Here is a 23,333-nt window from a genome sequence, read left to right as displayed (position 1 = left end):
GCTTCAACAGCACAGGCCCTACACCTCGACAATCACGTAATTGTCCTCGACATGCACCGGAAACGTCTCGGCCACATAAGGCCCCTTCTGCAATTCCTCGCCGCTTTCGACCGCGACCGGATAGGAGCGGATCCTGAACCGGCTCGGATCGAACCAGGACTGGCCGTTGCGCATGTCGAATTCCCAGCCGTGCCACGGACAGCGCAGCATCTCGCCGACGCGGTCGCGCTGATAGATGCCGGGTTCTGGCGAAGTGAGCCGGGCGACACAGGCCGCCTTCTCCAGCGGCGCGCCTTCATGCGGGCAGCGATTGAGCAGCGCGAAGAACTCGCCGTTGACGTGGAACACGACGATGTCGCGCCCTTCGACGCCGAACACCTTGTTGCCGCCGGCCGGAATCTCGCTGGTGCGCGCGACGATGTGACGGGCCATTACAATCCTTGAAGCTCAGAACTTGTAGACCGCGCGGGCATTGCTGTTGAAGATCTTGCGCCGCTCGGCCTCGGTCAGCGGCGTCTTGAACGCAAAGCGCGCGTCGTCATAGTCCCAGTGCGGATAGTCCGACGAGAACAGCAGACGATCGATGCCGACCCATTCGATCAGCGAGCGCAGGTGCTTTGCTTCATCCGGCTCGTCGATCGGCTGGGTCGTGAACCAGAAATGCTCCTTCACATATTCGCTCGGCTTGCGCTTGAGATGCGGCACCTCGCTGCGGAAGCGCTCGAAATGCTGGTCCATCCGCCACATCGCCGACGGGATCCAGCCGAAGCCGCCCTCGATGAACACGATCTTCAACTTCGGGAAGCGCTCAGGCACGCCTTCGAGCACGAGGCTCGTAAGCATCGACGCCATCGTATGTGCGTTGGACTGATGCTCCTCGCAATAATAGGACGGCCAGCCGCCGCCGGTCGGCGCATGCCCGCCATAGCCGCCGACATGGATGCCGAGCGGCAGGTCGAGCTCTTGCGCACGCGCATAGATCGGCCAGTAGCCGCGGCGGCCGAGCGGCTCATTGGCGCGCGGCGAGACGTTGATCTGGATGTATTCGCCTGACTTGGCGCAGCGATCAATCTCGGCAAGGCCGAGGTCGCTGCCGTCCTGTCCGACCAGGATCGAGGCCTTCAGCCTGGGATCGCGGTGCGCCCAGAACGCGAGCTGCCAATCGTTGATGGCGCGCTGGATCGCGGCGCCGAATTCGAGATTTTGCTGCGAGAAGATGAAGAGGTCGAGCACCTGCAAAATCCCGAACTCGACATCGAACGGATCGAGATGCTGCTTGCGCATGAAATCGAGGTCGGAACCGGGCACCCCGCCGGTCGGCGGCCAGGCATCGCGCCGCGCGATCAGCGGCGAGGAACGTGGATAGGGCGTGGTGCCGATATAGGGCGTGCGCAGATGGCTGCCGTATTCCTTCAGATGCTGCTGCCAGCGTTTCGGCAGGAACTCGTTGAGGTCATCGTGCGAACGGATGCTCGGATGGATGTCGCAGTCGATGATCCGCAAGCGCGTCGCCGCGGTCTTCTCCTGATCGAGCATCGGGCGGTCGATGACATCACTCATGCGATCCTCCTTGGTTTGTTCAAGCGTCCAGCTTCAAACGCGGAAAGGTTTCCAGCGGATTGTCTTCGCACATCCGCGTGACGAGGCTTTTCGGCAGATGCGGCGGGATCGGATCGTCGCCGTCGAACTGCCAGTGCGGATAGTCGGACGCGAACAGGAACATCTTGTCCGAGCCGATCTGGTCGATGATATCTTCGACACCGGTCGCATCCGGCGGACCGTCGAACGGCTGCATGGCGACGCGGAAATGGTCGCGGATAATGGAGGCCGGCTCGCGCTCGACCCACGGCACCTCGACGCGCACGCCACGCCAGGTTTTGTTGGCGCGCCACATGAAGGCCGGCAGCCAGCTCACGCCTGACTCCATCAGCACGACCTTCAGCCCCGGAAACTTGCCGAACACGCCCTCATAGATCAGGCTCAGGGTCTGCGCCTGAAACGCCTGCGCTTCCGCCAGATAATATTCATAGCGATAGGAGGGCCAGCCGATCGAACTTGGCGCACCCCGGTAGGCGCTGCCGGCATGGATCGCGATCGGAAGCTTGTACTTCTCCGCGGCCTGGTAGATCGGCCAATAGTGCCGCCTCCCGAGCAGCATCTCGCCCTGCGACAGCACCAGCACCGACACGAATCTGATATCGTCGGCCCTGCGCTCGATCTCCTCGACCGCCAGATCAGGCGCCTGGATCGGCACCACGATCGAGGCGCGCAGCCGCTTGTCTTTCGACAGCCACTCCGCCGCGATCCAGTCATTGATCGCCTTGCAGAAGTCGGCCGCCATATAGGGATCGAACACCGCCTGCGCGCCGTAGACCACGTTGCAGATCGCATGGCTGGCGCCGAGTTGGTCGAACGCGCCGCGCTGCACCATGGCGAGATCAGAGCCCGGCTTGCTGCCGTCGGATGGCCGCCAATCGGCGCGGCCCGACAGCGGCATCGACGGCGGATAGGAGTTGAGGTCGAGCCCGTCGATGGCGCGGCTGACCACCTGTTCCTTCCAGTGATCGTTGAGATAGGGCAGCAGCGTGGTGCGCGTTCCCCCCACCGCGGGATGGATGTCGCAGTCGATGCGCATGGCCGCCATCGAGGTTTCCTCAGGCTTTGCTTTTGGCGGCTATGTCGCGCCGCTGGCCGAATGTGCCGCCGGGCATGTAGGAGCGCAAGCCAATACGCCGCGGAACAGCCATTCCCTAAACCTCCAGCCACTCCTTGCGCACGACGGAATTCTCGCCGAAATCGGCTGGGGTGCCCCGAAACACGATCCGGCCGTGGCCCATCACGTAGAGCCGCGCCGAGATTTTCAGCGCAATCGCCAGCTTCTGTTCGACCAGCAGGATGGAAACGCCGCGCCGGGAGATCTCCGCCAGCAACGCGCCGACCTGCTCGACCAGCTTTGGCGCTAGCCCCTCGGTCGGCTCGTCGATCAGGATCAGGTCGGGATCGCCCATCAGCGTACGGCACATCGTGAGCATTTGCTGCTCGCCGCCGGAGAGCAGCCCCGCCGCAATATCCTGCCGCGCTTCCAGATTGGGAAACAGCCGGTAAACGTCGGCAAAATTCCAGCGGCCGAATTTGCCCGCGCGCTTCAGCCCGAGCTCGAGATTTTGCCGCACCGTCAGCGTCGGAAAGATCTGGCGGTCTTCCGGCACGTAGCCGATGCCGCCATGCGCCACCTGGTTCGGCCGCAGGCCGGTGATGTCGCGGCCCTTGAATTTGACGCTGCCCTGCGCCGGAACCAGGCCCATGATCGCCTTGCAGACGGTCGATCGTCCGACGCCATTGCGTCCCAACAGGCTGACGATCTCGCCGTCGCCGACATCGATATCGACGCCGTGCAGAATGTGGCTCTGGCCGTAGTAGGCGTGAAGATTGTTGACTTCGAGGATCATGCGGCGAGCCGGCCGAGATAGGCCTCCTGCACCGCCGGATCGGCACGCACGGCCGCAGGCGGCCCCGACGCGATGACCTGGCCATAGACCAGCACCGTGATCACGTCGGCGAGATCGAACACCACCTTCATGTCGTGCTCCACCATCACCAGCGTCTTGCCTTCGGAGACGCGACGGATCAGTTCGACGGCGTTGTCGGTCTCGGTGTTGCTCATGCCGGCGGTCGGCTCGTCGAGCAGGATGACGGACGCGCCGCCCGCGATGGTCATGCCGATCTCGAGTGCGCGCTGATCGGCGTAAGACAGCAGGCCCGCGGCGGTATCGCGCCGCGATGCAAGGTTGAGCTCTTCCAGCATCCGATCGGTGCGTTCGTTCAGCGCGCGCTGCATCCCCAGCGCGGTCCAGAACGAATAGCGATAGCCCATGCTCCAGAGCAGCGCGCAGCGAAGGTTTTCGAACACCGACAGACGGTGGAAGATCGAGGTGATCTGAAAGCTCCGCGACAGGCCCATCCGGTTGATCCGGTGCGGCGGCAGTTGGTCGACCCTGACGCCGTTGAGCAGGATCTCGCCCGACGACGACGGAAAACGGCCGCTGATCAGATTGAAGAGCGTGGTCTTGCCGGCGCCGTTCGGACCGATGATGGCGTGGCGTTCTCCCTTTGCGATCTCGAGATTGACGCCACGGATGATCGCGGTCGGTCCAAACGCCTTGGTCAGGTTGCGCAGGCTGAGCGCGGTCTCGGTCATGCCGCGCTCCGCTGCGGCTTGAGCTCGGCCATCAGCTTTTCCCAGATGCGCCGGAACGACCGCGCTTCGATCCGCAGCCATGCCATCCCGCCGAGCAGGCAAATGGTCGCGGCCGACCACGGCAGCACCGCGTGGACATCGATCTTGCGGCCGAACAGCACCAGCGTCTTGCCCTGGGCCGCACCGATGGTCAAAAACGATGTCAATTCCACCAGGCCAACGAAACCGAGCAACGTCAGAAGACCAGGCACGATCACCCGCGCATAGGGCATCGCCAGCCGGCCGAACTGCCCGGCGCGGACGATCGGCCGATGCACCATCACGAGCCCCATGATGCCCTGCGGCGCGAAGATCACCATGCCGATGAAGAGCACGCCGACATAGACCAGCCAGGAATTGGACATCAGGCTGACGCCGCTCTGCAGCAGGGTGATCAGGACCGCGCCGAGGATCGGGCCGCCGAACACGCCGGTGCCGCCGATATAGGCCATCAGCAGTGCATTCGCCGACAACGGCGCGGCGAGCGCATCGAAGGTGACGATCTCATAGGTGATGGCGTAGAGGCCGCCACCGATACCGGCGAAAAATCCTGACAACGCGAACTGCAGGAAGCGCACGACACGCGGGTCGTATCCCATGAACTGCGCGCGCTCGAAATTGTCGCGCGTCGCGTTCGCCATCCGCCCGAGCGGCGTCTGGGTCAGGAAGAACATCGCCAGCGCAGCGATCAGCGTCCAGGCCAGGATCAAATAATAGACCTGGATGCTGGAGGCATATTTCAGCCCGAACAGGCTGTGATCGATCATGCGGTTGGTATTGACGCCGCCTTCGCCGCCAAAGAAGTGATGAAAACTGAGCGCCGCCGTCGTCATCAACTCGCCGATGCCGAGCGTGATCATCGCAAAGGCCGTGGCACGCTGCTTGGTCGCCATATAGCCGAACACGATCGCCAGGCCGAGCCCGCACAGACCCGACAGGATCGGAATCAGTTCGATCGGCAGCGGCAAACTGCCGGCACCGGCCATGGTGAGGAAATGGACGGTCGCGTAACCGCCGATGCCGAAGAAGGTGGCGTGGCACAACGAGAACAGGCCGGCCTGCCCGAGCAGCATGTTGTAGGACAGCGCCAGGACGCTCATCATGCCCATCTGGCTTAGCATCGACAGTACGAAGCCGGACTGGCGGCCGGTATTGTAGTTGAAGAACACCCAGGGCGCGGCGATCGCCGCGATCAGCGTGACGATCCAGACCCAGCTCTGACCCGATCTGCCGATCATGTGTCGCGCGTTCCCATCAGACCGCGCGGGCGGAACAGCAGCATGATGATCATGAGTGCGAACGGCAGCAGCGCGCCGATCCGCGCCACCGGCATGGTCAGGATCTCCGTGAACAGATTGTCCCCCGGCAGCGTCACGCCGAGCGGCTTGACCAGGTCGAACAGCGAATAATTGATGACGACGGCAAAGGTCTGGATCAGCCCCATCAGGATCGAGGCAATGAAGCAGCCCAGCAGCGAGCCGAGGCCGCCGAACACGACCACGACAAAGACGATCGGTCCCATCGCGTCCGCCATGCCGGGTTCGGTGGTCTGATAATTGCCGCCGATCACGCCGGCCAGCCCGGCAAGCAGGCAGCCGCCGGCGAATACGACGGTGAAGACGCGCGGCACGTCGTGGCCGAGCGCGCTGGCCATCTGCGGGTGGGTCAGCGCCGCCTGGATGATCAGGCCGACGCGGGTCTTCTTCAGCAACACCCAGGTGGCGAGCAGCATGCCGACCGAGACCAGCAGCATGAAGCCGCGATAGGCCGGGAAGTTGGCGCCATAGACCGTGAACAGCGGAAAATCGAGGCTCGGCGGCACCCGATAGGCCATCGGCAGCATGCCCCATATCATCTGCACGCCGCGCTGGATGATGAACACGAGGCCGAAGGTGAACAGCAGCTCGGCGATGTGGCCGTTATGGTGCACCCGCCGCAACCCCCAGACCTCGATCGCCGCGCCGATCAGCGCGCACAGCAGCGGCGCGACGATCAGCGCGGGAAAGAAGCCGATCAACTGACTGACGGTGAAGGCGAGATAGGCGCCGATCATGTAGATGCTGGCATGGGCGAAATTGAGCACGCCCATCATGCTGAAGATCAGCGTCAGCCCGCTCGCCAGCATGAACAGCAGCATGCCGTAGACCAGGCCATTGAACAGCGAAACGAGGACGATCTCCATGATTGCGCCCCCGGTTTCGCCGCCCCTTCCGCCCGGCTATTCCGGGCGCTTCATCTTGCAGATCGTCGGCAATGTCAGATCGGCGGCGGTTGCCGTCATGATGTTCTTCCAACCGAAGCCGGTATGTTCCGAGTCGAACTTCACATCCTTGCTGAAAACACCCGCGTAATACGGCATCAGCAGCTGATGATCTTCCTTGCGCATGATGTTGTCCTGGCCGACCAGGTCCTTCACATGCATGTCCTCGAGCGCGAGCGCCACCTTCAAGGGATCGGTCGAGCCCGCTTTGTTGATCGCATTGGTCAGCATATCGATCATGGTGAGGAAGTTGAGCGTCGAGAAGTCGGTTGCGTGGTTGGCCCGCCAGTCGTTGGCAAGCTTCTCGGCGTCGGCGCTCTTCTGGTCGACCGCGACGTTGCCGTTGAATTCCATCACCGAGGTCAGGCGGTTTTCGCCGGCCGCGCCGATCGCGGTCGGGCCGCCGATCAGATGCGACAAATAAGTGTCGAAGCGCACGTCGAGACCGGCATCGACCGATGCCTTGATCAGCAGGTTGAGGTCGCGATTGTAATTGCCGGTGACGACGCTCTGCGCGCCGGACGCCTTGATCTTGGCGACGTAGGACGAGAAATCCTGCACCTTGCCGAACGGCATCAGCTCATCGCCGACGATCTCGATATCGGGACGCAGCTTCGCCAGCCATTTCTTGGTATCGTGCTGGATCGACTGGCCGAACAGATAGTCCTGGTTGAGCAGATAAACCTTCTTCAGATCGGCCGGCAGCGACTTGATCCGCGCCGCCGCCCGCATGTCGACGCTGCCGGCAAACCGGAAGTGCCAGAAGTCGCATTGCTCGTTGGTCAGTTCGGTGGCGAGCGCGCCGCAGTTCAGATACAGGATGCGGTTATCAGGGTTGCGCGCGTTGTGCTTCGACACCGCGTCGATCAGCGCCGAGCCGACATTGGACCCGGTGCAGTGCATCACGAACGGGATGTTCTGGTCAGTCATGCTCTTGAGCGCGATCAGCGCTTCGGCCGGCTGCAATTTGTCGTCGAACGGAACGAGCTCGAACTTCCGGCCCAGCGCCCCGCCGGCAGCGTTCTTTCGCGCAATGATGAACTGGAAGACCTTGAGGAACTCGTCGCCACCCGAGGCGAACGGACCCGAGAACGGATCGGTGTAAGCGAGCTTGATGGTGTCTTCGGCGAGAACCGGCCGTCCGGAACACAACAGACCCAGGATCGCAACAGAACAGCAAACCAGCCGTAACCAGCTCATGGCGCCCTCCCTGCTCCCTGTCCTTGTTTTGGACAGGCCTCATCTTGTTGGGCCGGAGAGTACATCCCGCAAAGATTGAGTCAATTGCCGGCCTCGCCGGCGATGCCGGTCACAGCGCTGTCACGACAGCGTATGAGCCAGTTCACCATCCGCAATTGCGGGATGTGTTACCGGTCATATCAGTGCATTGGACCATCGTCCGGACCAGAGGAGGACATGATGACATCTGGAAGATCAGCTACCCTTATCCTTTCGCTTTTGATGGCCTCCGTCTCCGCCGCCTCGGCCGCGCCTTCGACGGCGTCGGGTTCGGTGGCGCTGGCGCTCGCCGGCGTGGTCGCGCCCTTTTCGCCGCTGCCGGCTGCTGAGAAGAAGACGGTCGCCGCGTTCTTCAACGGCAACAGCAATGTTCCGTACACGAAGAAGATCACCGTGACCGCAGACAAGATCCTCTGCCGCGCCAGCAATGTAGCGATCACATCACGCTCCTGCGAGCTGACCTTCGGCAGCCACACAAGCACCTTGAAGGGCCGCGAAGCCAACGAGATCTTCGCCACCGAGGCGCTGGCCGGCGTGCCCTCCGATGGCGCGGCCGGCACGATCTTCGAGGGGCTGACCAAGCTAAGCTGCACGCTCGATCCGAAGGTGATCAAGGAAAATGCCGGCGGCGGCGCCGATTGCACGTTCGAGCCAGGGAATTAGAGCGTGTACTGATAAATCCGACGAGCTCGTGTCTGCTCTGCCCTCTGGAGCGGACTACCTCGCTGGGGTGACGAGAGGACACTCGCTCTGTGCGAGAGGAGAGAACGCTTCCTCGGCTGGAACACGGCGAATGATTTTGTAATAATCCCAGGGCTCCGTCACTTCGGACTTTTTCTTGACCTCGAAAAGGTAGAAGTCGTGGATGAGCTTCCCGTCCGCCCGGAGCTTGGAGCCTCGCGCGTAAAAATCGTCGACCGCGTTCTCGCGCATCCATGCCGCGACGGTATCGGTGTCGTCTGACCCTGTCGCCGCGACGCCTTTCAGGTAATGCGAGAGGCCGGAGTAGAGAGCTGCCTGGGGCGCTGTGGGCATTCTATGATGCAATTCGAAGAAGCGATGACCGAACGCTCTGGTTTCATCGTTCAGCCCCCAATACCAAGCAACGATTGAGGTGAGACCTCCCGCTATGTCGAGTCCCATGCTATGGACGTCGGTCAACCACAACAGTTCGGCAACAGGCCGCTGCTTGCCGTCGTCCATCCCGAATTCTTTCCACTGCTTCATTGAATTGACGACCTGATCGCCGGTATTCGCGAAGGCGACCACCTTGGCACCCGAACTTTGGGCTTGAAGCAGAAACGAGCTGTAGTCGGTATTCGCCATCGGGTGATAGACTGCACCAAGAGATTTTCCACCGACGCTCGCCAGGATGCGTTGCGATTCTGACACCATGTTCTTTCCAAAGGCGTAATCGGCCGCTACGAAAAACCATGTGTCTTGCCCCTGCGCCACAAGGGTTCGGATCGGTCCGGAGACCAGCGTGAAAGCATCGTGGAGCCAGGCGAAGCCGGTTTTCGTGCACTGCTTTCCGGTCAATTCTGTCGTTGCGACCGCAGTGTAAATCGCGATCTTGTTCTTGTCGCGGATCAGGTTTTGTAGTGCGAGGCCGACCGCCGAATTGCCCACGTCGGCAACGACGTCGACGCCGTCGGTCTCGAACCATTTGCGCACGATTGCGACCCCGACATCCGGTTTGTTCTGGTGGTCCGCGTACGCCACTTCTACTGCAATATTCGGGTGGCTCTTACGGAAATCGTCGACGGCCATTTTAGCGGCGACGAGCCCTCCCGAACCAGTCGCATCAGCAAGCGGACCGGACGCATCATTGATGACGCCGATCCTGACAACGCCGCCCGAAATTTGTTCCGCTCGCGCTGTTGTAACCCTCCCGTCAAAACCTACTAGAAAGGCCACAAGAATTGCGCTGGCAACCCGGCCCAAAAAACTCATCAACTTCACATTCGTGTTTGGCATCCCGGCTGGCTCCTCTGACAACGCCACGGTTTTCTGGATGAGATTCGCTTGTCAAAGAAGGGTTATGCAAACGGCATGCCTCAGGATGATTACTCTTGTTGGGAGTTGCTTGCGCAAGGCTGCTTCACCAGCAAAAGCCGACATCATGCACTTGTGGGTCCACGCCATCGCCGGAATCTGCGGCCGGTCTGCTGGCTCCGCTACACCTGAACAACGATGCCCATCCTCGCAGCAATGCGGCGGGCGGTTTGCTCGCGTTGCGCCGTAATCGCGTGCACCGCCTGCCGGGCCTGTTGAAGGATCGCAGGCGGCGCCGTCTCAGGTGTGCCGCTGTTGAAGGGCGGCTCCGGCGCATAGGCCATGTACAGCTGGATCGCCCGCGCCGCATCGTCGCCGCGCAGTTCGGCAGCGAGTCGCAACGCGCCGTCGATCCCGGCGGTGACACCGGCGGCGAAGATATAGCTGCCATCCACCACCACGCGTTCGTTGACGGGTATCGCGCCGAAGAACGGCAGCAAATGGAACGACGCCCAATGGGTGGTCGCCCTGCGTCCCTTCAAAAGGCCGGCCGCGCCGCACAGCAGCGCACCCGTGCATACCGAAAAGATGCGGCAGCCGCCTGCCGCCTGCTGGCGAATCCAGCCGAGCACCTCCGCGTCCTCCATCAGCGCCTCCTGGCCGAATCCGCCCGGCACATGCAGGACATCGAGCGGCGGCGCATCAGCCAGCAAAGCATCCGGCGTCAACCGCAATCCCTTCACGTCGCGAACCGCGCCAGCGGTCCTGCCGTAGATGCGACAGGTCGAGTTCGGAATCCGCGACAGCACCTCGAAAGGGCCGGTCAGATCGATCTGATCGACCGCTTCGAACAGCAGCGATCCGATCTGGAGATGAACATCATGAGGAATCATTGTTGTCTTCCTGTTCCACGCTGGACAATGCGAGGCTACCGCGCCACGTTCGCGCAATGACGCCAAAATCCCCTCGTTCTCGGCCAAACGGGAGCCGACTGGTCGAAGTGCTCGCCTACCCGGCGGTGCAATTGCTCGATGTCACCGGCCCGCTGCAGGTGTTCGCGTCCGCCAACGCGCTGACGTCGAAAGCCGGTCACGCGGAGCCCTATACGGTCCGCATTGTCGCCAAGGACGGTCCCTCGGTCGAAGCATCGGCCGGCGTCGGACTCGCGGTGCATCCACTTCCTTCCGTCGATGCAGCCGTCGATACGCTGGTGGTCCCCGGCGGCGACGGCGTCAATGCCGCGGCTGATGATGCGGTGCTGGTCGACTGGGTCCGCAAGCGCGCCGGGCGGGCCCGCCGCACGGCATCGGTCTGCACCGGCGCGTTCCTGCTCGCCGCATCCGGTGTCCTCGACGGCCGGCGCGCAGTCACTCACTGGGGATTTTGCGCGGAACTGGCCCGGCGTTTTCCTGCCGTCCGCGTCGAGTCCGATCCGATCTTCGTGCGCGATGGCTCGTTCTGGACCTCGGCCGGGGTGACGTCCGGCATCGATCTCGCGCTGGCATTGGTGGAGGAGGATCTCGGCCGCGCGACAGCGCTCGCCGTCGCCCGCTATCTGGTCGTCTTCCTCAAGCGGCCGGGCGGGCAGGCCCAATTCAGCGAGATATTGTCGTTGCAGGCAACCGACGATAGATTCAGCGCGCTGCATGACTGGATCAGCGACCATCTGGCCGCTGACCTCTCGCTTCCGACGCTGGCGAAACAGGCCGGCATGAGCGAACGCAGCTTCAGCCGGCACTACGCAGAATCGACCGGGCTGACACCGGCGCGCGCGATCGAGCGGCTGCGGGTCGAAGGCGCGCGACATCTGCTGTCGGAAACGCGCCTGCCGATCAAGCGGATCTCGCAGCGTTGCGGGTTTGGGTCCGAAGAGACGATGCGCCGCAGCTTCGTGCGATTGCTGGCGACCACGGCGCAAGACTACCGGGCGAGATTTACCTGACGATCGGCCACAACAACACGGCGGCCATGCGGCCGCCGTGTTGTGAAGCGCGAGAGAGACTGCAGTTCAACCGTTCCAGGCGTGCGCCTGCAACGCCGCCTCCAGAGGTGGGTTGGTCACGCTGCCGGTGTAGTTGGTGATGGTCGAGGCCGCGACGATGGTGATCGCCTCGAGCAGCAGTTCCTTGCCGAATCCCGCCGCCACGAAGCATTCGATGTCCTGATCGTCGAGCCGCCCGCGCTTTTCGATCAGCGTCCGCGCCAGTGTCGAGAGCGCGCCGAGCCCCTTGTCCGATGGCGAACGGCCGGAGCGCATCGCCTCGACGTCCGCTGCATTGAGGCCGGCCTGCAATCCGAGCGCAGAATGGAGCGCGACCGCCCAGTTGCAGCCATTGGTGACGGCATCAGTGAGCAGCACGGTCTGGATCTGCTGCTCGGTGAAGTTGCCGCCATGAACCTTGTCGAAGATTCCGATGAAGGCCTGGATCAGCACCGGCGATGTCGCCATCGCGCCCGCGAGGTTGGGAATCATCCCGAATCGCGCCTGCACGTCACGCAGGGCAGATTTGGAGGCTTCAGGGGCGGAGTCGAGCGTGTAGACAGGAAAACGTGTCATGGGGCCGGTCATGGGAATTGCCTTTTGTTGATGAGCTCGATGACGGCTATCTAGTCGCCCCCAGCAGGAAGGCTTCGCCAAAGGCCCCACCTTCCCCGCCAACGGCCCGAATGGCGGCGAACGTTCCGATGGACGCATCGAGCGCTCACGAACGGTTCATCCGCTGACTAAATTTTCACCTGTCACAGGGCAATCGCGCGGCTTACGCTGAGTGCGATCTCCCGCTCCCGCAGTCGCGCAACCGTTCCCCGGAGACATCATGCCCCTCCTCATCCGCGGCGGCACCGTCGTCAATCACGATCACTCGCGCCGCGCCGACGTCCTGATCGACGGCGAAACCATTGCCGCAATCGCCAGCGCGATCGATGCGCCCGCTGATACCGCGATCATCGATGCCGGCGGCTGCTATGTGATGCCGGGCGGCATCGATCCGCACACCCATCTCGAAATGCCCTTCATGGGCACCGTCACGGCTGATGATTTCGAATCCGGCACCAAGGCGGCGCTGACCGGCGGCACCACGATGGTGGTCGACCACTGCCTTCCCGATCCCGGCCAATCCCTGCTTGCGGCCTATCAGGACTGGCGGCGCAAATCCGAAGGGGCGGCCGCCGACTACGGCTTCCACATGGCGATCACGTCTTGGTCCAAGCAGATCCACGACGAGATGGAGACCGTCGTCAAGACCTACGGCATCAACACCTTCAAGCACTTCATGGCCTATAAGGGCGCGCTGATGGTGAACGATGACGAGCTCTACAACTCGTTCGCCCGCTGCGCCGGCCTCGGCGCGATGCCGCTGGTGCATGCCGAGAACGGTGACATCGTCGCGCACATGCAGGAGGCGATGATGGCGCGCGGCGTCACCGGGCCCGAGGGCCACGCCTATTCGCGGCCGCCGGAGGTCGAGGGCGAGGCCACCAACCGCGCCATCATGATCGCCGACATGACCGGCACGCCGCTCTATGTCGTGCACACCAGTTGCCGCGAATCGCATGAGGCGATCGCGCGGGCGCGCGCGGCGGGCAAGCGCGTCTATGGCGAGCCGCTGATCCAGCATCTGCTGCTGGATGAGCGCGAATATGAGAGCAAGGATTGGAATCATTCGGCGCAGCGCGTGATGTCGCCGCCGTTCCGCAACAAGGCGCATCAGGACAGCCTGTGGGCCGGCCTGCAAGCGGGATCGCTGCAGGTCGTCGCGACCGACCATTGCGCCTTCACCACCGAGCAGAAGCGGTTCGGGCTTGACGATTTCCGCAAGATCCCGAACGGCACCGGCGGCCTGGAAGACCGCATGCCGCTGCTCTGGACCGCAGGCGTCGGCACCGGACGGCTGACAAAGGAAGAGTTCGTCGCGGTGACCTCGGCCAACATCGCCCGCATCCTCAATATCTATCCGCGCAAGGGTGCCGTCGCCGTCAGCTCCGACGCCGATCTCGTGGTGTGGGATCCCGCGGCAACCAAGGCGATCCGCGCCAAGACGCAATTCAGCCGGATCGATTACAACGTGTTCGAAGGCTTTACCTGCACCGGCGCGCCGGCGATCACGCTGTCACGCGGCAGGATTGTCTGGAAGGACGGCGACCTGCGCGCCGAGAAGGGCAGTGGCCGCTACATCGAGCGGCCCGCCTTCCCGCCGGTCCATGTCGCGAATTCGACGTGGAAGGAATTGACCGCGCCGCGTGCCGTTCCACGCGGCCCTGTCACACCCTGACAACCCGCATCGCGTGCGCCTAGGCGCCCGCGCGATCCTTCACCCGCCGCGAGACGATCCCGAGCAGGCGGCCCAGCGTTCCGCTCGCGGGTCCTTTCTTGCGCGCCAGCGCCAGCGGGGCGACGAGGCCCGCGGCACGGTCGAGACGGAGATAGGCGACGCCTGTGGTCTCGAGCCGCGCCATCGATTCCGGAACGATCGAAATCCCAAGCCCCGCTGCGACGAGACTCAGCGTCGAGACCATCCGCGTCGCCTCCTGCGCCACCTTCGGGCTGAAGCCCGCCGCGCGGCAGGCGGCGATGATGCTGTCATAGAGGCCCGGTCCGGTCGGGCGGCGATAGAGGATCAGCGGCTCGTCGGCGAGCGCAGCCAGCGAAATCCGGCGACGCGTATCCTTCCGGGCGCGCGGATGGTGGTCGGGAACCGCGACCAGCATTTCCTCGTCCAGCAGGTGGGTGATCGTGAGGCCCTCGAGCCGCTCGCTCGGCGAGCGCACGAACGCCGCGTCGAGACGATCGGCCTCGACGGCTTCGATCAGTTCTCCTGTAGAGGCCTCTTCAAACGACAACGTGATCGCCGGCGCGCGCTCGCGCATTTCGCGCATCACACCGGTGACAAAGGGATGGAACGCGGCCGAACTGGTGAAGCCGATCGCGAGCTGGCCTTCCTCGCCGCGGCTCGTGCGGCGCGCCGCCTCCACCGCAAGGTCAACGTCGCGCAGGATCAGCCGCGCTCTGTCCACGAATGCGCGGCCGGCAGCTGTCAGCTCGACCCCGCGTGGCTGCCGGCGAAACAGCGGCGCGCCGATCGCCGTCTCCAGCGCGCGGATCTGCTGGCTCAGCGGCGGCTGCTGGATGCCGAGCCCTGCAGCGGCGCGGGTGATATGGCCTTCCTCGGCCACGGCGACGGCATAGCGAAGGTGACGCAACTCGATCATCTGTCGATCCATATCCAATAGATATGCATTTTGCCATTTCCATATATTTGAAATTTGGGGCGCCGCAAACTACGTTTGCGTCGACAACGATTCATACCGAGCCGATCTGCCGATGGACGCCGCACCCGCCACAGTCGAGATCAAGCAGGACACGCCCGGTGTCGGCGAGTTGTTCACCGGCTTCTTCATTCTCGGACTGACCGGCTTCGGCGGCGTGCTGCCGCTGGCGCGGCGGATGATGGTGGAGAAGCGCGGCTGGCTGAGCGGCGCCGAGTTCACCGACCTGCTCGGGCTCTGCCAGTTCCTGCCTGGCGGCAACATCATCAACATGTCGGTGGCGGTCGGGCTGAAGTTTCGCGGCATTGCCGGCGCGCTTGCGGCAATCGTCGGCCTGGTCGCTGCGCCGACGGCCGTCGTCATCGCCCTTGGCGTGGTCTATGACCGCTACGCGAACGAGCCGACGGTCCGTCATTTGTTCGGCGGGCTGGCCGCCGCCGCCGCGGGGTTGCTCATCTCCACGGCGATCAAGATCGCCTGGCCACTGCGGCGGGACGCGGTGGGCCTGTTGATCGGCGCGCTCTGCGTGCTGGCAATCGCGATCTTCCGGTTGCCGCTGCTGCCGACCCTCCTGACGCTGGCGCCGCTCAGCATCCTGCTGAAAGCGAGGCTCACGCCATGAGCGGGGTCCTCGTCACGCTGGCGCTGATCTTCGCCGAGCTCTCGCTGCTCGCCTTCGGCGGCGGCAACACCATCCTGCCGGAGATGCAGCGTCAGGTCGTCGATATCAATCACTGGATGACGGCGCGCGAGTTCGGCGCGCTGTTCGCACTCGCGCAGGCCGCGCCCGGGCCGAACATGATGGTCGTGCCGCTGGTCGGCTGGCATGTCGCCGGCCTCAACGGCGTGCTGGTGACGTCGCTTGCGAAGTTCGGCCCATCCTCACTCGTGACCGGTTTCGCGCTGAAGCTCTGGGAGCGCTTCAAGGACCGGCCGTGGCGACGCAAGGTTCAGGCCGGGCTCGTTCCTGTTACGGCCGGCCTGGTCACGGCCAGCGCCATCGTCATCACCCACGCTTCGGCCGCGAGTTGGAGCCTCATGCTGATCGCAGCGCTGGTGGCTATCGTCACGACCACGACCCGCATCCATCCGCTGCTCGCGCTCGCCGCCGGCGCGGCGATCGGCCTCACCGGCCTCGGCCAGCCTTAACGGCAGCATCAGCCGGCGCGCGTACGCGCCCCGCGCTCATCCGCGCATGTGGCCATTTGACCCAACACGGATATCAGCCGTCGAATATCTTCGAACGACGCCTTAGGTTGGCATCACCAGATGCGGCGGAAACGCTTGAGGTTCCGCAATCCTGTCCGGCATCGACTCGGACGTGCCGACTTTCGCATTTGACCGAAGAGACCAGATGGGACCAATCGCCTACAGCCTCTGCCACAAGGAAATCATCGGGCTCGCGATGTGGATCACCGGGTTCTGTGCGTTTGCGCCGCTGATCCCGGCGACCGAAGTTTCACTGCGCGACCCCGGCTTGATCCTGAGCAGGGAATTCCACGCCCCGGTCGACACATCATATCTGTTGAACCTGAGGTTCGTGTTTCCCTCCACGGAGAGCCGCATCAAGGACCGGCTCGTTGGTGACGGCCGCACCAGCGACTATTGCGACAGTGATATCCAGTATGACGCCATCCCGGACCATGAACGTTCCGGGCTGGGCCTCCCGATTCCGTTCAGAGTTGTCGTGCGCAGCGAGCCCGAAGGAGCTTCCGTGGTCGAACGGACCTTCCACTCGCTGTGTCATGCGGCTCACGCGCGAAACGACAAACACAGGACGATTGGCCGATTGGATATCAACAGGGGCAGCTATCGTATCGAGGTCACCAATCTGCAGCCACAGATCGCCTTCGGCGACATCAAGACCGAGATCAGTCTCGTCAGCGGTGATGCGAACTGACGCCGCGGTGCGTTTTCCGGCCGACGGAAACGCGAAAGCATCCTTAAGGCACGGGCGGGTCTCGTCTCCAACGCCGACTCGGTATATCAAGTGGCGAGGTGGGAGAGCACGGGGACGATGGCAAGGTCGGTGCAAACCAACGGACTGGTCTACAAGCGCTGCTATGTCGATTGGGGCGGAAGATGTGCCTATTGCGGTGTGGGGCTGCCCAAGGTCAAGCATGTCGACGGCAAGATCCGGGCAAGCGTCGACCATTTCATTCCGCTCGGGAAGGGCGGCCTTAATTCGCGCGGCAACCGCGTGCTGGCCTGCTACCCCTGCAATCTCGCCAAGAACGACACCGACCCCCGCGAGACCAAGCAGTGGCCGCACATCGAACAGCGCCTCGCCGAGCTCGCCATCGCGCCGAAGATGGGTCAACGAAAGCTCAAGATGCTCACGGCCGAAATTGTCGCGCAGGTTTTTCCGCAACGCGATGCGGATGTGAAGGAAGAGAATTCGCACGACGCGGCACCGGCTCTCCCGCTCTCCACGTGAGGGAGCCACCGGCGGGAGGGAGCCTGAACAGCGGGCTCACCTCACATGAACAGCCACTACCGCGCGCGTAACTTACGCGGCGACGTGGCCCTGCCCCATCTCGATTCCGTGCCGGCGTCCGCGCGCAATGCCTTCGGCGATCGCTTTTGCGACAATCTCCGCGTCGTCGGGGGACAGCAGGTCGAGCGGTTTCCATGCGCGCATGATGTCGCGTGCGCGCTCCATGTCCCAGTGGATGGCTATCGGGGGAAGCGGCTTGATTGGCATGGTCGTCACTCCCAACCACAATCTGCGCGAGCCTACATGACCTGCATGCGGACAGCTATGCGTTCGACGGCCAAAATCCGCGCTTTTGCGTCTCGCGGGTGCATGCCGGCCTTGAACAGCCCTGCGCGTTGCAGCAAAGTTGCGGCGCACTTTGTGAAAGCGAACCACATGTCGTCATCGGATCTGGAAGACCGTATCCGGCGCGTGATGTCCGATCTGCGCGAGGAGACATCCATTCCGGGCCGGGTTGGTTCGCCTTGTCCGGTCGATCAACGAATGGCGCAGACCAGCACGCCGGCAGTCAGCGTCGGCGTGATCGACGATTTCGAGGTGGCGTGGGCACGCGGCTTCGGCACGCTTGCCGCAGGGGCCGCGCCCGCAACAGCGCATACGCCTTTCCAGTGCGGTTCGATCAGCAAGCCGGTGTTCGCGCTCGCGGTGATGAAGCTCGCCGAGACCGGGACCATCGATCTCGACGCCGACGTCAACGAGTACCTCGCATCATGGCGCGTGCCCGCCAACGACGGATGGCAGCCACGCGTCTCGCTGCGTCAGCTGTTGAGTCACTCCGCCGGCACCACCGTGCACGGATTTCCGGGTTATCCGGCCTCGGGACCATGGCCCACGGTGCCTGACGTCCTGCACGGCGCCCCGCCCGCGAACACCCAACCGATCGTTGTGGACGTGCTTCCTGGCACGCAGTTCCGCTACTCCGGCGGCGGCACGACGATTGCCCAGCAGGCGATCGTCGACGTGACGGGAAAGCCGCTTCCCGAGATCATGCGAGAGCTCGTGCTGGATCCGGTCGGGATGGTGGACAGCAGCTACGAGCAGCCTGTGCCGTCCGCTTTCGCCGGGCGGGTCGCCCGCGGCCATCCCTTGAACGGCATCGAGACGTCAGGCGGCTATCACGTCTATCCCGAAATGGCCGCGGCCGGCCTCTGGAGCAGCGCGACCGATCTTGCACGGCTCGGCGCTGACGTCATGCGGGCGCTGCGAGGCAAGCCGTCCAAAATCGGACTTGCATCGGAGACGGTGGGCAGCATGCTTCGTCCTCAGCTGGCGAACCAGGAGGTCGGACAGGATTTCGTGGGGCTTGGCTGGTTCTGCGCAGGCAGGGAAGAAACCTTCCGGTTTTTTCACGAGGGCTGGAACCATGGCTACGTCGCCACGATGCTGATGCTGCCGGCGACAGGCAAAGGCGTCGTCGTGATGGTGAACTCCCATCAAGGCTGGATGTTACGCGGCGAGATCACGGCTGCGGTGGCGCGTGAATATGGCTGGCCCGCGCTCAAGGACGTGCCTGAGATCGGCGACATCGCGCCTGACATTGCCTACGCCGGCTCTTATGGGAGCGCGAACGAAACAATACGCGTGACGCAGGACGGCAAGCGGCTTCTCGTCACGTTCCCGCCTCAACAACCGCTGCCGCTGTATCCCACGTCCGCCGGGGAATTCTTCGCGACAGCCATGAACCTGCGATTGCGGTTTGCCGGCACGGATCCGGCCAGACCGTCCGAACTGACAATCGTCACCGGCAGCAAGACGGAAACGTTCACGCGCGCCGACTGAGGCTCCGGGCGGCGCGCTTAACCGTGGAGTTCTTCACTCCCCGCCCGATCCACCCTGCACGATCTTCTCGCTCAGCTTCTGATCGACGATCTCGACCGTGCGGTCGATCTCGGTGCTCGGCGTGCCGAGCTGATGCGAGATCAGCTTCACCAGGAGATCGACCCGCTCGATGAACGGCGCGCCGGCGGCCACCGCGCGGGCCGCCGAGGACGGCTTGAGCAGGCTTTCCGCCGCTTTGGCGTATTTCGGGAACGGGACCTGATCCGCAGGATCGGCGCCGAGACGGCGCGCGATCGTGTCGACATGGTCGTAGATCGATTGCGAGAGTTTCAGGTCGCCATGCACGGCGTCGCGGATCGATTGCGGTTCCGACGGCGTGATGCAGCGGTAGTTGCCGGTCAGCAGCATCGACCATTTCGCCAGCGGGACAAACAGCGAAGAGAACACTTTCAGCTTCACCGGAACGTCCTGGCCATCCAGCGTCACCGCGTCGATGTCGGCTTCCAACTCGCGCAGGACTTTGTTGTGCTTGTCGTCGGCAAAGGTGGAGGCCTTGAAGTTTGTCGGCAGGCCGACATGCAGCGCGTTGGCCTTCTCGTCCGGCGGACGGAAGGCCTGCGGGTCGGGCGAGCAGAGCGTCACCAGGCCCGGCTCGAAGCGCTCCCACACCTGCGCGTTGGTGTAGGCCTCCTCCAGATCCATGTCGGCAAGCGCGGGGATCCGCTTGAGATAGGGCAGCGGCGGCATGTTCATGATCGACAGGCAAGGCAGCTTCGCCGCCGCGATCTTGATCATCAGGACACGAACCGTGTGGTTGGTGTATTGCGGCTCCTGCATCGCAAGACCGACCATGTCGTAACGCGACACATCGACGTCGGCAGGCGTCACGGCGTCGAGCTTGCCCGGCAGGTCGCGCGAGAAGATCGAGCGGTGTTGCTTTTCGTCGCGCAGCTTGATGCGGACTTCGGTGCCCTCGCGGTTGATCAGCTCCGCCGTGTTCTTCCGGCAGACCAGGGACACGTTGTGCCCCGCCATCAAAAGCTTGGTCCCCAGCAAGGAGCCGTACGAGGCACCAAGGATCAGAATGTTGCGCGCCATGCTCTCTCTTTCAAAGACGATGGGGAAGGTTCTTCAACGGCTGCACCATGCCTGGCCGACAGGGTCTGCGTGAGCGGACCACCGAGCCAAGTCTGGTATACCACGGGAGCGACCACTTACCGCAAGGCACGCCGGTGTCCAGCGCAAAGTGAAGGACACGACAATTGCGCTGCCTGGGCGCCAATCTCGATCCGGACTCAATATTCGGGACTCAAATCACCCGATCGGTGAAATCTTTCGGAAACCGCGACGACGCAGGCCCTCGGGCCGCTGCTACACTTCGCCGAATGGCCCGCTCCAACCTTCTATCCCAGGCTTGCCTGTGTCCCGCTTCGCCCGATTTGGTCTACCCATGCCGCAAAACGTGGATGTTTCGTGAATCTGCCTTGCAAGGCTGCCAATTCCTGCTGGAAGACCGGAAGGGACAACACGCGTTCAATGTCGGGCTCCCTGATCTTCCAGATCGCCGGCGGAATGAAGCCATGCACTTTGAGCTCATAGAGTTCGAAGATCGAGTAGATGACTTCATGCACAATTCGGCGCTCTTCCGGCGTCATCTCCAGATTGGCAGAAGCGCTCCCGTCGAAGAATGCAGTCATCGGCAGGCTGCGCCGCAGATCGGAAACGCGGTCGGAGTATCTGAGGAAGATGTCGGCACCCAGACGCCGGTTGTTGGTGTGCAGCGCCGTGTAGATCGCAATGACGCCGACGAGGATGGTCCCAAGTGTCATGAACCTGAGAATATGATCGAGCACGGCGGTTTCTCCTTCTTCCACGCTTCTCGATCCCTGAGAAGCCGCGGGCGGTCCTTGCCACGCACCACAATGCCGCAGGCGCGCCAATTGTCGAGATCGCGGATCATCGATTTGCCCGACGCGGCAAGCCCTCACGATAAAGATATTTCGGTTTATAGGAAGTGAAAATCAGTGTATAGATATGCCCATCCCACCCGATTGAGGGGCGAGCGCACGTCACGAACGCGCGGTGGGATGCGGTGGACGCTGATTGCGCAACAGACGAGTGCGAATGACGCGGACGGCGAAGTCGCGTGCGAAGCACGACAGCCGCAAGCCGGGGCGTATATCCTTCGAGACGCACTACGCGCTCCTCCAGCGACAACGGCGTAGCCGTTGTGCGGGGATGACGGAATCGAGAATGCGAACTGTGGAACAGAAGCGTGGCTTGCCGAGCCGTAGCTCGCGGCAGCAAGCCCGCCTGCGCCCGTTGGGCTTCGGCGTGGCATCCTTCGCGCGCTGCGCGAGCGAAGGATGGTGGGCGCGACAGGGATCGAACCTGTGACCCCTACCATGTCAAGGTAGTGCTCTCCCGCTGAGCTACGCGCCCGAATTGTCGTATTGGGTCGGGTCCCTATAACGGACCCCGGCGGGGCAGGCAAGGACGCAAAGTCCGGAAAATTGGCCCGAATCAGGCCGCCAGCATCTTGTTCACTTCGCTGACCAATTCGCGGAGGTGAACCGGCTTGGCCAGCACTTTGGCGTTTTTGGGCGCCTCCGAATCGGAATTCAGGGCCACGGCCGCAAAGCCGGTGATGAACATGATCTTGATGTCGGGGTCGAGTTCCGAGGCGCGGCGCGCCAGCTCGATGCCGTCCATCTCAGGCATCACGATGTCGGTGAGCAGCATCTCGAACGGCTCCTCGCGAAGCCGCTGATAGGCCGACATGCCGTTGTCGTGCGGTGAAACCTTGAATCCGGCGTTTTCCAGCGCCTTGACCAGGAAACGGCGCATATCGTTGTCGTCTTCGGCGAGAAGGATTTTCGGCATGATAGGGATCGTCGAATCCGGCTGGAGGATATCGGTCAAAACACTAAGCCCGACAGTCGGTAAATTTCGGGTGAAGTTTGGCCCGGACCGCGGCGGCGAGCGCGATCTATTTGTGGACCGAACCACGCATCGAATCAACCAGGTTGCGGTTTCCTGTTCTTAAGACGCGTTCCAGCAGGCACCACACTCTTTTCACTTGGCAGAATGGCCGCGATTACCGACAATAAGCCCCCATAAATCTCCGCTTTTCCGGCAGAACCAATTTTTCCGGATATGACGGACACAAGGGACGGCGCCAAGGGAATGACCGAATTTGCCGGCGAGTTGTCGCCCCCGTTCGAGATCGTCGAGCCGCAGACCTGGCGCGCGCCGGTGATCTTCAATTCCCCGCATTCCGGCTCGGTCTACCCGGCCGATTTCCTGAACGCCTCGCGGATCGATCTTGCTGCGCTGCATCGCTCCGAAGATTCCTTCATGGACGAGTTGATCGCGGACTTGAGCGACCGCGGCTTCCCGACGGTGCGGGTCAATTTTCCGCGTTCCTATGTCGACGTGAATCGCGAGCCCTACGAGCTCGACCCGCGCATGTTCACCGGACGGCTGCCGAGCTTTGCCAACACGCGCTCGATGCGGGTGGCCGGCGGCCTCGGCACCATCCCGCGCGTGGTCGGCGACGGCCAGGAGATCTATCGCGAGCGGCTCGACGTCGACGAGGCGCTGAACCGGATCGAGGTGCTCTACAAGCCTTATCACCGTGCGCTGCGCCGGCTGATCAACAAGGCCCACCAGGCGTTCGGCACGGTGATCCTGATCGACTGCCATTCGATGCCCTCGATCGGCGTGTCGCGCGACGAGCCGCGACGGCCCGACATCGTGATCGGCGACCGCTACGGCACGAGCTGCGCGCCGCTGCTGCCCGATCTCGTCGAGGAGACCATGAGTTCGCTCGGTTATTCGATCGGCCGCAACAAGCCCTATGCCGGCGGCTTCATCACCGAGCACTACGGCAATCCGGCGAGCGGCCTGCATACGGTCCAGATCGAGCTCAACCGCGCGGTCTATATGGATGAGCGCCGCCGCGAGCGCGGCCCGCGCTTCGCCCAGGTAGCCGCCGATTTCGCAGCGCTGGCCGATGCGCTCGCCGATCTGCCGCTCAGCGATCTCGGCCCGTTCCAGGC

25 protein-coding genes and 1 tRNA gene are annotated in these 23,333 nt (G+C 63.2%); 9 read left to right on the top strand and 17 right to left on the bottom strand.

Features of this window, described 5'->3' with window-relative positions:
* Nucleotides 1-18 precede the first annotated feature (18 nt).
* From UP09_RS13985 to UP09_RS13950, 8 genes are all read right to left on the bottom strand, one after another.
* Nucleotides 19-432 carry a Rieske (2Fe-2S) protein gene (locus UP09_RS13985; protein ID WP_044538782.1) on the bottom strand — a complete coding sequence of 138 codons (414 nt, stop codon included), beginning with the start codon at nucleotides 430-432 and terminating at the stop codon, nucleotides 19-21.
* Nucleotides 433-447: 15 nt separating this feature from the next.
* On the bottom strand, nucleotides 448-1,560 hold the full coding sequence (locus UP09_RS13980; protein WP_044538781.1) for an amidohydrolase family protein: 1,113 nt from the start codon (nucleotides 1,558-1,560) through the stop codon (nucleotides 448-450).
* A gap of 19 nt (nucleotides 1,561-1,579) precedes the next feature.
* Nucleotides 1,580-2,644, bottom strand: a complete 1,065-nt coding sequence (locus UP09_RS13975) for an amidohydrolase family protein (RefSeq protein WP_044538780.1) — start codon at nucleotides 2,642-2,644, stop codon at nucleotides 1,580-1,582.
* Between the two features lie 106 nt (nucleotides 2,645-2,750).
* Nucleotides 2,751-3,446: an ABC transporter ATP-binding protein gene (locus tag UP09_RS13970; RefSeq protein WP_044539154.1), complete on the bottom strand. Its 696-nt coding sequence runs from the start codon at nucleotides 3,444-3,446 to the stop codon at nucleotides 2,751-2,753.
* A complete protein-coding gene (locus tag UP09_RS13965) occupies nucleotides 3,446-4,198 on the bottom strand; it encodes an ABC transporter ATP-binding protein (RefSeq protein ID WP_044538779.1) in 753 nt (250 codons plus the stop codon). The genes UP09_RS13970 and UP09_RS13965 overlap by 1 nt, the downstream gene beginning before the upstream one ends.
* Nucleotides 4,195-5,475, bottom strand: a complete 1,281-nt coding sequence (locus UP09_RS13960) for a branched-chain amino acid ABC transporter permease (protein WP_044538778.1) — start codon at nucleotides 5,473-5,475, stop codon at nucleotides 4,195-4,197. Before UP09_RS13960 ends, UP09_RS13965 begins: the two co-directional genes overlap by 4 nt.
* Nucleotides 5,472-6,422 (bottom strand): branched-chain amino acid ABC transporter permease, encoded by a 951-nt coding sequence (locus tag UP09_RS13955; protein ID WP_197082678.1) that lies wholly within the window; start codon nucleotides 6,420-6,422, stop codon nucleotides 5,472-5,474. Before UP09_RS13955 ends, UP09_RS13960 begins: the two co-directional genes overlap by 4 nt.
* Nucleotides 6,423-6,455: 33 nt before the next feature.
* On the bottom strand, nucleotides 6,456-7,697 hold the full coding sequence (locus UP09_RS13950) for a branched-chain amino acid ABC transporter substrate-binding protein (protein WP_044538776.1): 1,242 nt from the start codon (nucleotides 7,695-7,697) through the stop codon (nucleotides 6,456-6,458).
* Between the two features lie 219 nt (nucleotides 7,698-7,916).
* On the opposite strand from UP09_RS13950, the gene UP09_RS13945 reads away from it, so the two are divergent.
* Complete coding sequence (locus UP09_RS13945) at nucleotides 7,917-8,399, top strand: hypothetical protein (RefSeq protein WP_044539153.1); 483 nt, start codon at nucleotides 7,917-7,919, stop codon at nucleotides 8,397-8,399.
* Between the two features lie 54 nt (nucleotides 8,400-8,453).
* Here the strand turns inward: UP09_RS13945 and UP09_RS13940 are convergent, their stop codons facing one another.
* Complete coding sequence (locus UP09_RS13940) at nucleotides 8,454-9,713, bottom strand: ABC transporter substrate-binding protein (RefSeq protein ID WP_245301941.1); 1,260 nt, start codon at nucleotides 9,711-9,713, stop codon at nucleotides 8,454-8,456.
* Nucleotides 9,714-9,913: 200 nt separating this feature from the next.
* Nucleotides 9,914-10,624, bottom strand: coding sequence for a DJ-1/PfpI family protein (locus UP09_RS13935; protein ID WP_044538775.1), 711 nt, complete (start codon nucleotides 10,622-10,624; stop codon nucleotides 9,914-9,916).
* Nucleotides 10,625-10,680: 56 nt separating this feature from the next.
* Here UP09_RS13935 and UP09_RS13930 point away from each other — a divergent pair, with 56 nt between their 5' ends.
* The gene (locus UP09_RS13930; protein ID WP_044538774.1) at nucleotides 10,681-11,673 is read left to right on the top strand and encodes a GlxA family transcriptional regulator; all 993 of its coding nucleotides are present in this window, start codon (nucleotides 10,681-10,683) and stop codon (nucleotides 11,671-11,673) included.
* 66 nt (nucleotides 11,674-11,739) lie between these two features.
* On the opposite strand, the gene UP09_RS13925 is transcribed toward UP09_RS13930, so the two are convergent.
* A complete protein-coding gene (locus UP09_RS13925) occupies nucleotides 11,740-12,288 on the bottom strand; it encodes a carboxymuconolactone decarboxylase family protein (protein WP_044539151.1) in 549 nt (182 codons plus the stop codon).
* Between the two features lie 259 nt (nucleotides 12,289-12,547).
* On the opposite strand from UP09_RS13925, the gene hydA reads away from it, so the two are divergent.
* A complete protein-coding gene (hydA, locus tag UP09_RS13920; protein WP_044538773.1) occupies nucleotides 12,548-14,002 on the top strand; it encodes a dihydropyrimidinase in 1,455 nt (484 codons plus the stop codon).
* Between the two features lie 19 nt (nucleotides 14,003-14,021).
* Here hydA and UP09_RS13915 read toward each other — a convergent pair whose 3' ends face one another.
* Nucleotides 14,022-14,939 (bottom strand): LysR family transcriptional regulator, encoded by a 918-nt coding sequence (locus tag UP09_RS13915; RefSeq protein WP_044539150.1) that lies wholly within the window; start codon nucleotides 14,937-14,939, stop codon nucleotides 14,022-14,024.
* Between the two features lie 112 nt (nucleotides 14,940-15,051).
* Between UP09_RS13915 and UP09_RS13910 the strand changes: the two genes are divergently transcribed.
* The 4 genes from UP09_RS13910 (at nucleotide 15,052) to UP09_RS13895 (ending at nucleotide 17,433) form a co-directional block, all read left to right on the top strand.
* A complete protein-coding gene (locus UP09_RS13910; RefSeq protein WP_044538772.1) occupies nucleotides 15,052-15,618 on the top strand; it encodes a chromate transporter in 567 nt (188 codons plus the stop codon).
* On the top strand, nucleotides 15,615-16,145 hold the full coding sequence (locus UP09_RS13905) for a chromate transporter (RefSeq protein ID WP_044538771.1): 531 nt from the start codon (nucleotides 15,615-15,617) through the stop codon (nucleotides 16,143-16,145). Before UP09_RS13910 ends, UP09_RS13905 begins: the two co-directional genes overlap by 4 nt.
* A 205-nt stretch (nucleotides 16,146-16,350) precedes the next feature.
* Nucleotides 16,351-16,896, top strand: coding sequence for a DUF5625 family protein (locus tag UP09_RS13900; RefSeq protein ID WP_044538770.1), 546 nt, complete (start codon nucleotides 16,351-16,353; stop codon nucleotides 16,894-16,896).
* A gap of 117 nt (nucleotides 16,897-17,013) precedes the next feature.
* Nucleotides 17,014-17,433 carry an HNH endonuclease gene (locus tag UP09_RS13895; protein ID WP_044538769.1) on the top strand — a complete coding sequence of 140 codons (420 nt, stop codon included), beginning with the start codon at nucleotides 17,014-17,016 and terminating at the stop codon, nucleotides 17,431-17,433.
* Between the two features lie 72 nt (nucleotides 17,434-17,505).
* Here the strand turns inward: UP09_RS13895 and UP09_RS38335 are convergent, their stop codons facing one another.
* Nucleotides 17,506-17,700 (bottom strand): hypothetical protein, encoded by a 195-nt coding sequence (locus UP09_RS38335; protein WP_044538768.1) that lies wholly within the window; start codon nucleotides 17,698-17,700, stop codon nucleotides 17,506-17,508.
* A gap of 168 nt (nucleotides 17,701-17,868) precedes the next feature.
* On the opposite strand from UP09_RS38335, the gene UP09_RS13885 reads away from it, so the two are divergent.
* Nucleotides 17,869-19,272 carry a serine hydrolase domain-containing protein gene (locus UP09_RS13885; protein ID WP_052833085.1) on the top strand — a complete coding sequence of 468 codons (1,404 nt, stop codon included), beginning with the start codon at nucleotides 17,869-17,871 and terminating at the stop codon, nucleotides 19,270-19,272.
* 33 nt (nucleotides 19,273-19,305) lie between these two features.
* Here UP09_RS13885 and UP09_RS13880 read toward each other — a convergent pair whose 3' ends face one another.
* The 4 genes from UP09_RS13880 to cpdR all read right to left on the bottom strand — a co-directional run bounded on the left by UP09_RS13880 (nucleotide 19,306) and on the right by cpdR (nucleotide 22,155).
* Nucleotides 19,306-20,370 carry a ketopantoate reductase family protein gene (locus UP09_RS13880; protein WP_044538767.1) on the bottom strand — a complete coding sequence of 355 codons (1,065 nt, stop codon included), beginning with the start codon at nucleotides 20,368-20,370 and terminating at the stop codon, nucleotides 19,306-19,308.
* Between the two features lie 305 nt (nucleotides 20,371-20,675).
* On the bottom strand, nucleotides 20,676-21,146 hold the full coding sequence (locus tag UP09_RS13875) for a hypothetical protein (RefSeq protein WP_044538766.1): 471 nt from the start codon (nucleotides 21,144-21,146) through the stop codon (nucleotides 20,676-20,678).
* Nucleotides 21,147-21,639: 493 nt separating this feature from the next.
* Nucleotides 21,640-21,714 (bottom strand) — tRNA-Val (locus tag UP09_RS13870).
* 81 nt (nucleotides 21,715-21,795) lie between these two features.
* A complete protein-coding gene (gene cpdR, locus UP09_RS13865) occupies nucleotides 21,796-22,155 on the bottom strand; it encodes a cell cycle two-component system response regulator CpdR (protein ID WP_044539148.1) in 360 nt (119 codons plus the stop codon).
* 303 nt (nucleotides 22,156-22,458) lie between these two features.
* Here cpdR and UP09_RS13860 point away from each other — a divergent pair.
* Nucleotides 22,459-23,333 (top strand): N-formylglutamate amidohydrolase (locus UP09_RS13860; protein ID WP_044539147.1); only part of this gene is annotated, 875 nt, incomplete at its 3' end.

This window comes from Bradyrhizobium sp. LTSP885, from assembly GCF_000938305.1.
Taxonomy (GTDB): domain Bacteria; phylum Pseudomonadota; class Alphaproteobacteria; order Rhizobiales; family Xanthobacteraceae; genus Bradyrhizobium.
This window is presented reverse-complemented; position numbering and strand designations above follow the sequence as displayed.

Excerpts from the sequence above, each read along its gene's own strand:
- UP09_RS13940 (WP_245301941.1), bottom strand. The coding sequence starts at position 9,713 with ATGCCAAACACGAATGTGAAGTTGATGAGTTTTTTGGGCCGGGTTGCC.
- UP09_RS38335 (WP_044538768.1), bottom strand. The coding sequence starts at position 17,700 with ATGCCAATCAAGCCGCTTCCCCCGATAGCCATCCACTGGGACATGGAG.
- UP09_RS13945 (WP_044539153.1), top strand. The coding sequence starts at position 7,917 with ATGACATCTGGAAGATCAGCTACCCTTATCCTTTCGCTTTTGATGGCC.
- hydA (WP_044538773.1), top strand. The coding sequence starts at position 12,548 with ATGCCCCTCCTCATCCGCGGCGGCACCGTCGTCAATCACGATCACTCG.
- UP09_RS13960 (WP_044538778.1), bottom strand. The coding sequence starts at position 5,475 with ATGATCGGCAGATCGGGTCAGAGCTGGGTCTGGATCGTCACGCTGATC.
- UP09_RS13915 (WP_044539150.1), bottom strand. The coding sequence starts at position 14,939 with ATGATCGAGTTGCGTCACCTTCGCTATGCCGTCGCCGTGGCCGAGGAA.
- UP09_RS13925 (WP_044539151.1), bottom strand. The coding sequence starts at position 12,288 with ATGACACGTTTTCCTGTCTACACGCTCGACTCCGCCCCTGAAGCCTCC.
- UP09_RS13905 (WP_044538771.1), top strand. The coding sequence starts at position 15,615 with ATGAGCGGGGTCCTCGTCACGCTGGCGCTGATCTTCGCCGAGCTCTCG.
- UP09_RS13965 (WP_044538779.1), bottom strand. The coding sequence starts at position 4,198 with ATGACCGAGACCGCGCTCAGCCTGCGCAACCTGACCAAGGCGTTTGGA.
- UP09_RS13900 (WP_044538770.1), top strand. The coding sequence starts at position 16,351 with ATGGGACCAATCGCCTACAGCCTCTGCCACAAGGAAATCATCGGGCTC.
- UP09_RS13910 (WP_044538772.1), top strand. The coding sequence starts at position 15,052 with ATGGACGCCGCACCCGCCACAGTCGAGATCAAGCAGGACACGCCCGGT.
- UP09_RS13885 (WP_052833085.1), top strand. The coding sequence starts at position 17,869 with ATGTCGTCATCGGATCTGGAAGACCGTATCCGGCGCGTGATGTCCGAT.
- UP09_RS13930 (WP_044538774.1), top strand. The coding sequence starts at position 10,681 with ATGACGCCAAAATCCCCTCGTTCTCGGCCAAACGGGAGCCGACTGGTC.
- UP09_RS13980 (WP_044538781.1), bottom strand. The coding sequence starts at position 1,560 with ATGAGTGATGTCATCGACCGCCCGATGCTCGATCAGGAGAAGACCGCG.
- cpdR (WP_044539148.1), bottom strand. The coding sequence starts at position 22,155 with ATGCCGAAAATCCTTCTCGCCGAAGACGACAACGATATGCGCCGTTTC.
- UP09_RS13950 (WP_044538776.1), bottom strand. The coding sequence starts at position 7,697 with ATGAGCTGGTTACGGCTGGTTTGCTGTTCTGTTGCGATCCTGGGTCTG.
- UP09_RS13880 (WP_044538767.1), bottom strand. The coding sequence starts at position 20,370 with ATGGCGCGCAACATTCTGATCCTTGGTGCCTCGTACGGCTCCTTGCTG.
- UP09_RS13985 (WP_044538782.1), bottom strand. The coding sequence starts at position 432 with ATGGCCCGTCACATCGTCGCGCGCACCAGCGAGATTCCGGCCGGCGGC.
- UP09_RS13935 (WP_044538775.1), bottom strand. The coding sequence starts at position 10,624 with ATGATTCCTCATGATGTTCATCTCCAGATCGGATCGCTGCTGTTCGAA.
- UP09_RS13895 (WP_044538769.1), top strand. The coding sequence starts at position 17,014 with ATGGCAAGGTCGGTGCAAACCAACGGACTGGTCTACAAGCGCTGCTAT.
- UP09_RS13975 (WP_044538780.1), bottom strand. The coding sequence starts at position 2,644 with ATGGCGGCCATGCGCATCGACTGCGACATCCATCCCGCGGTGGGGGGA.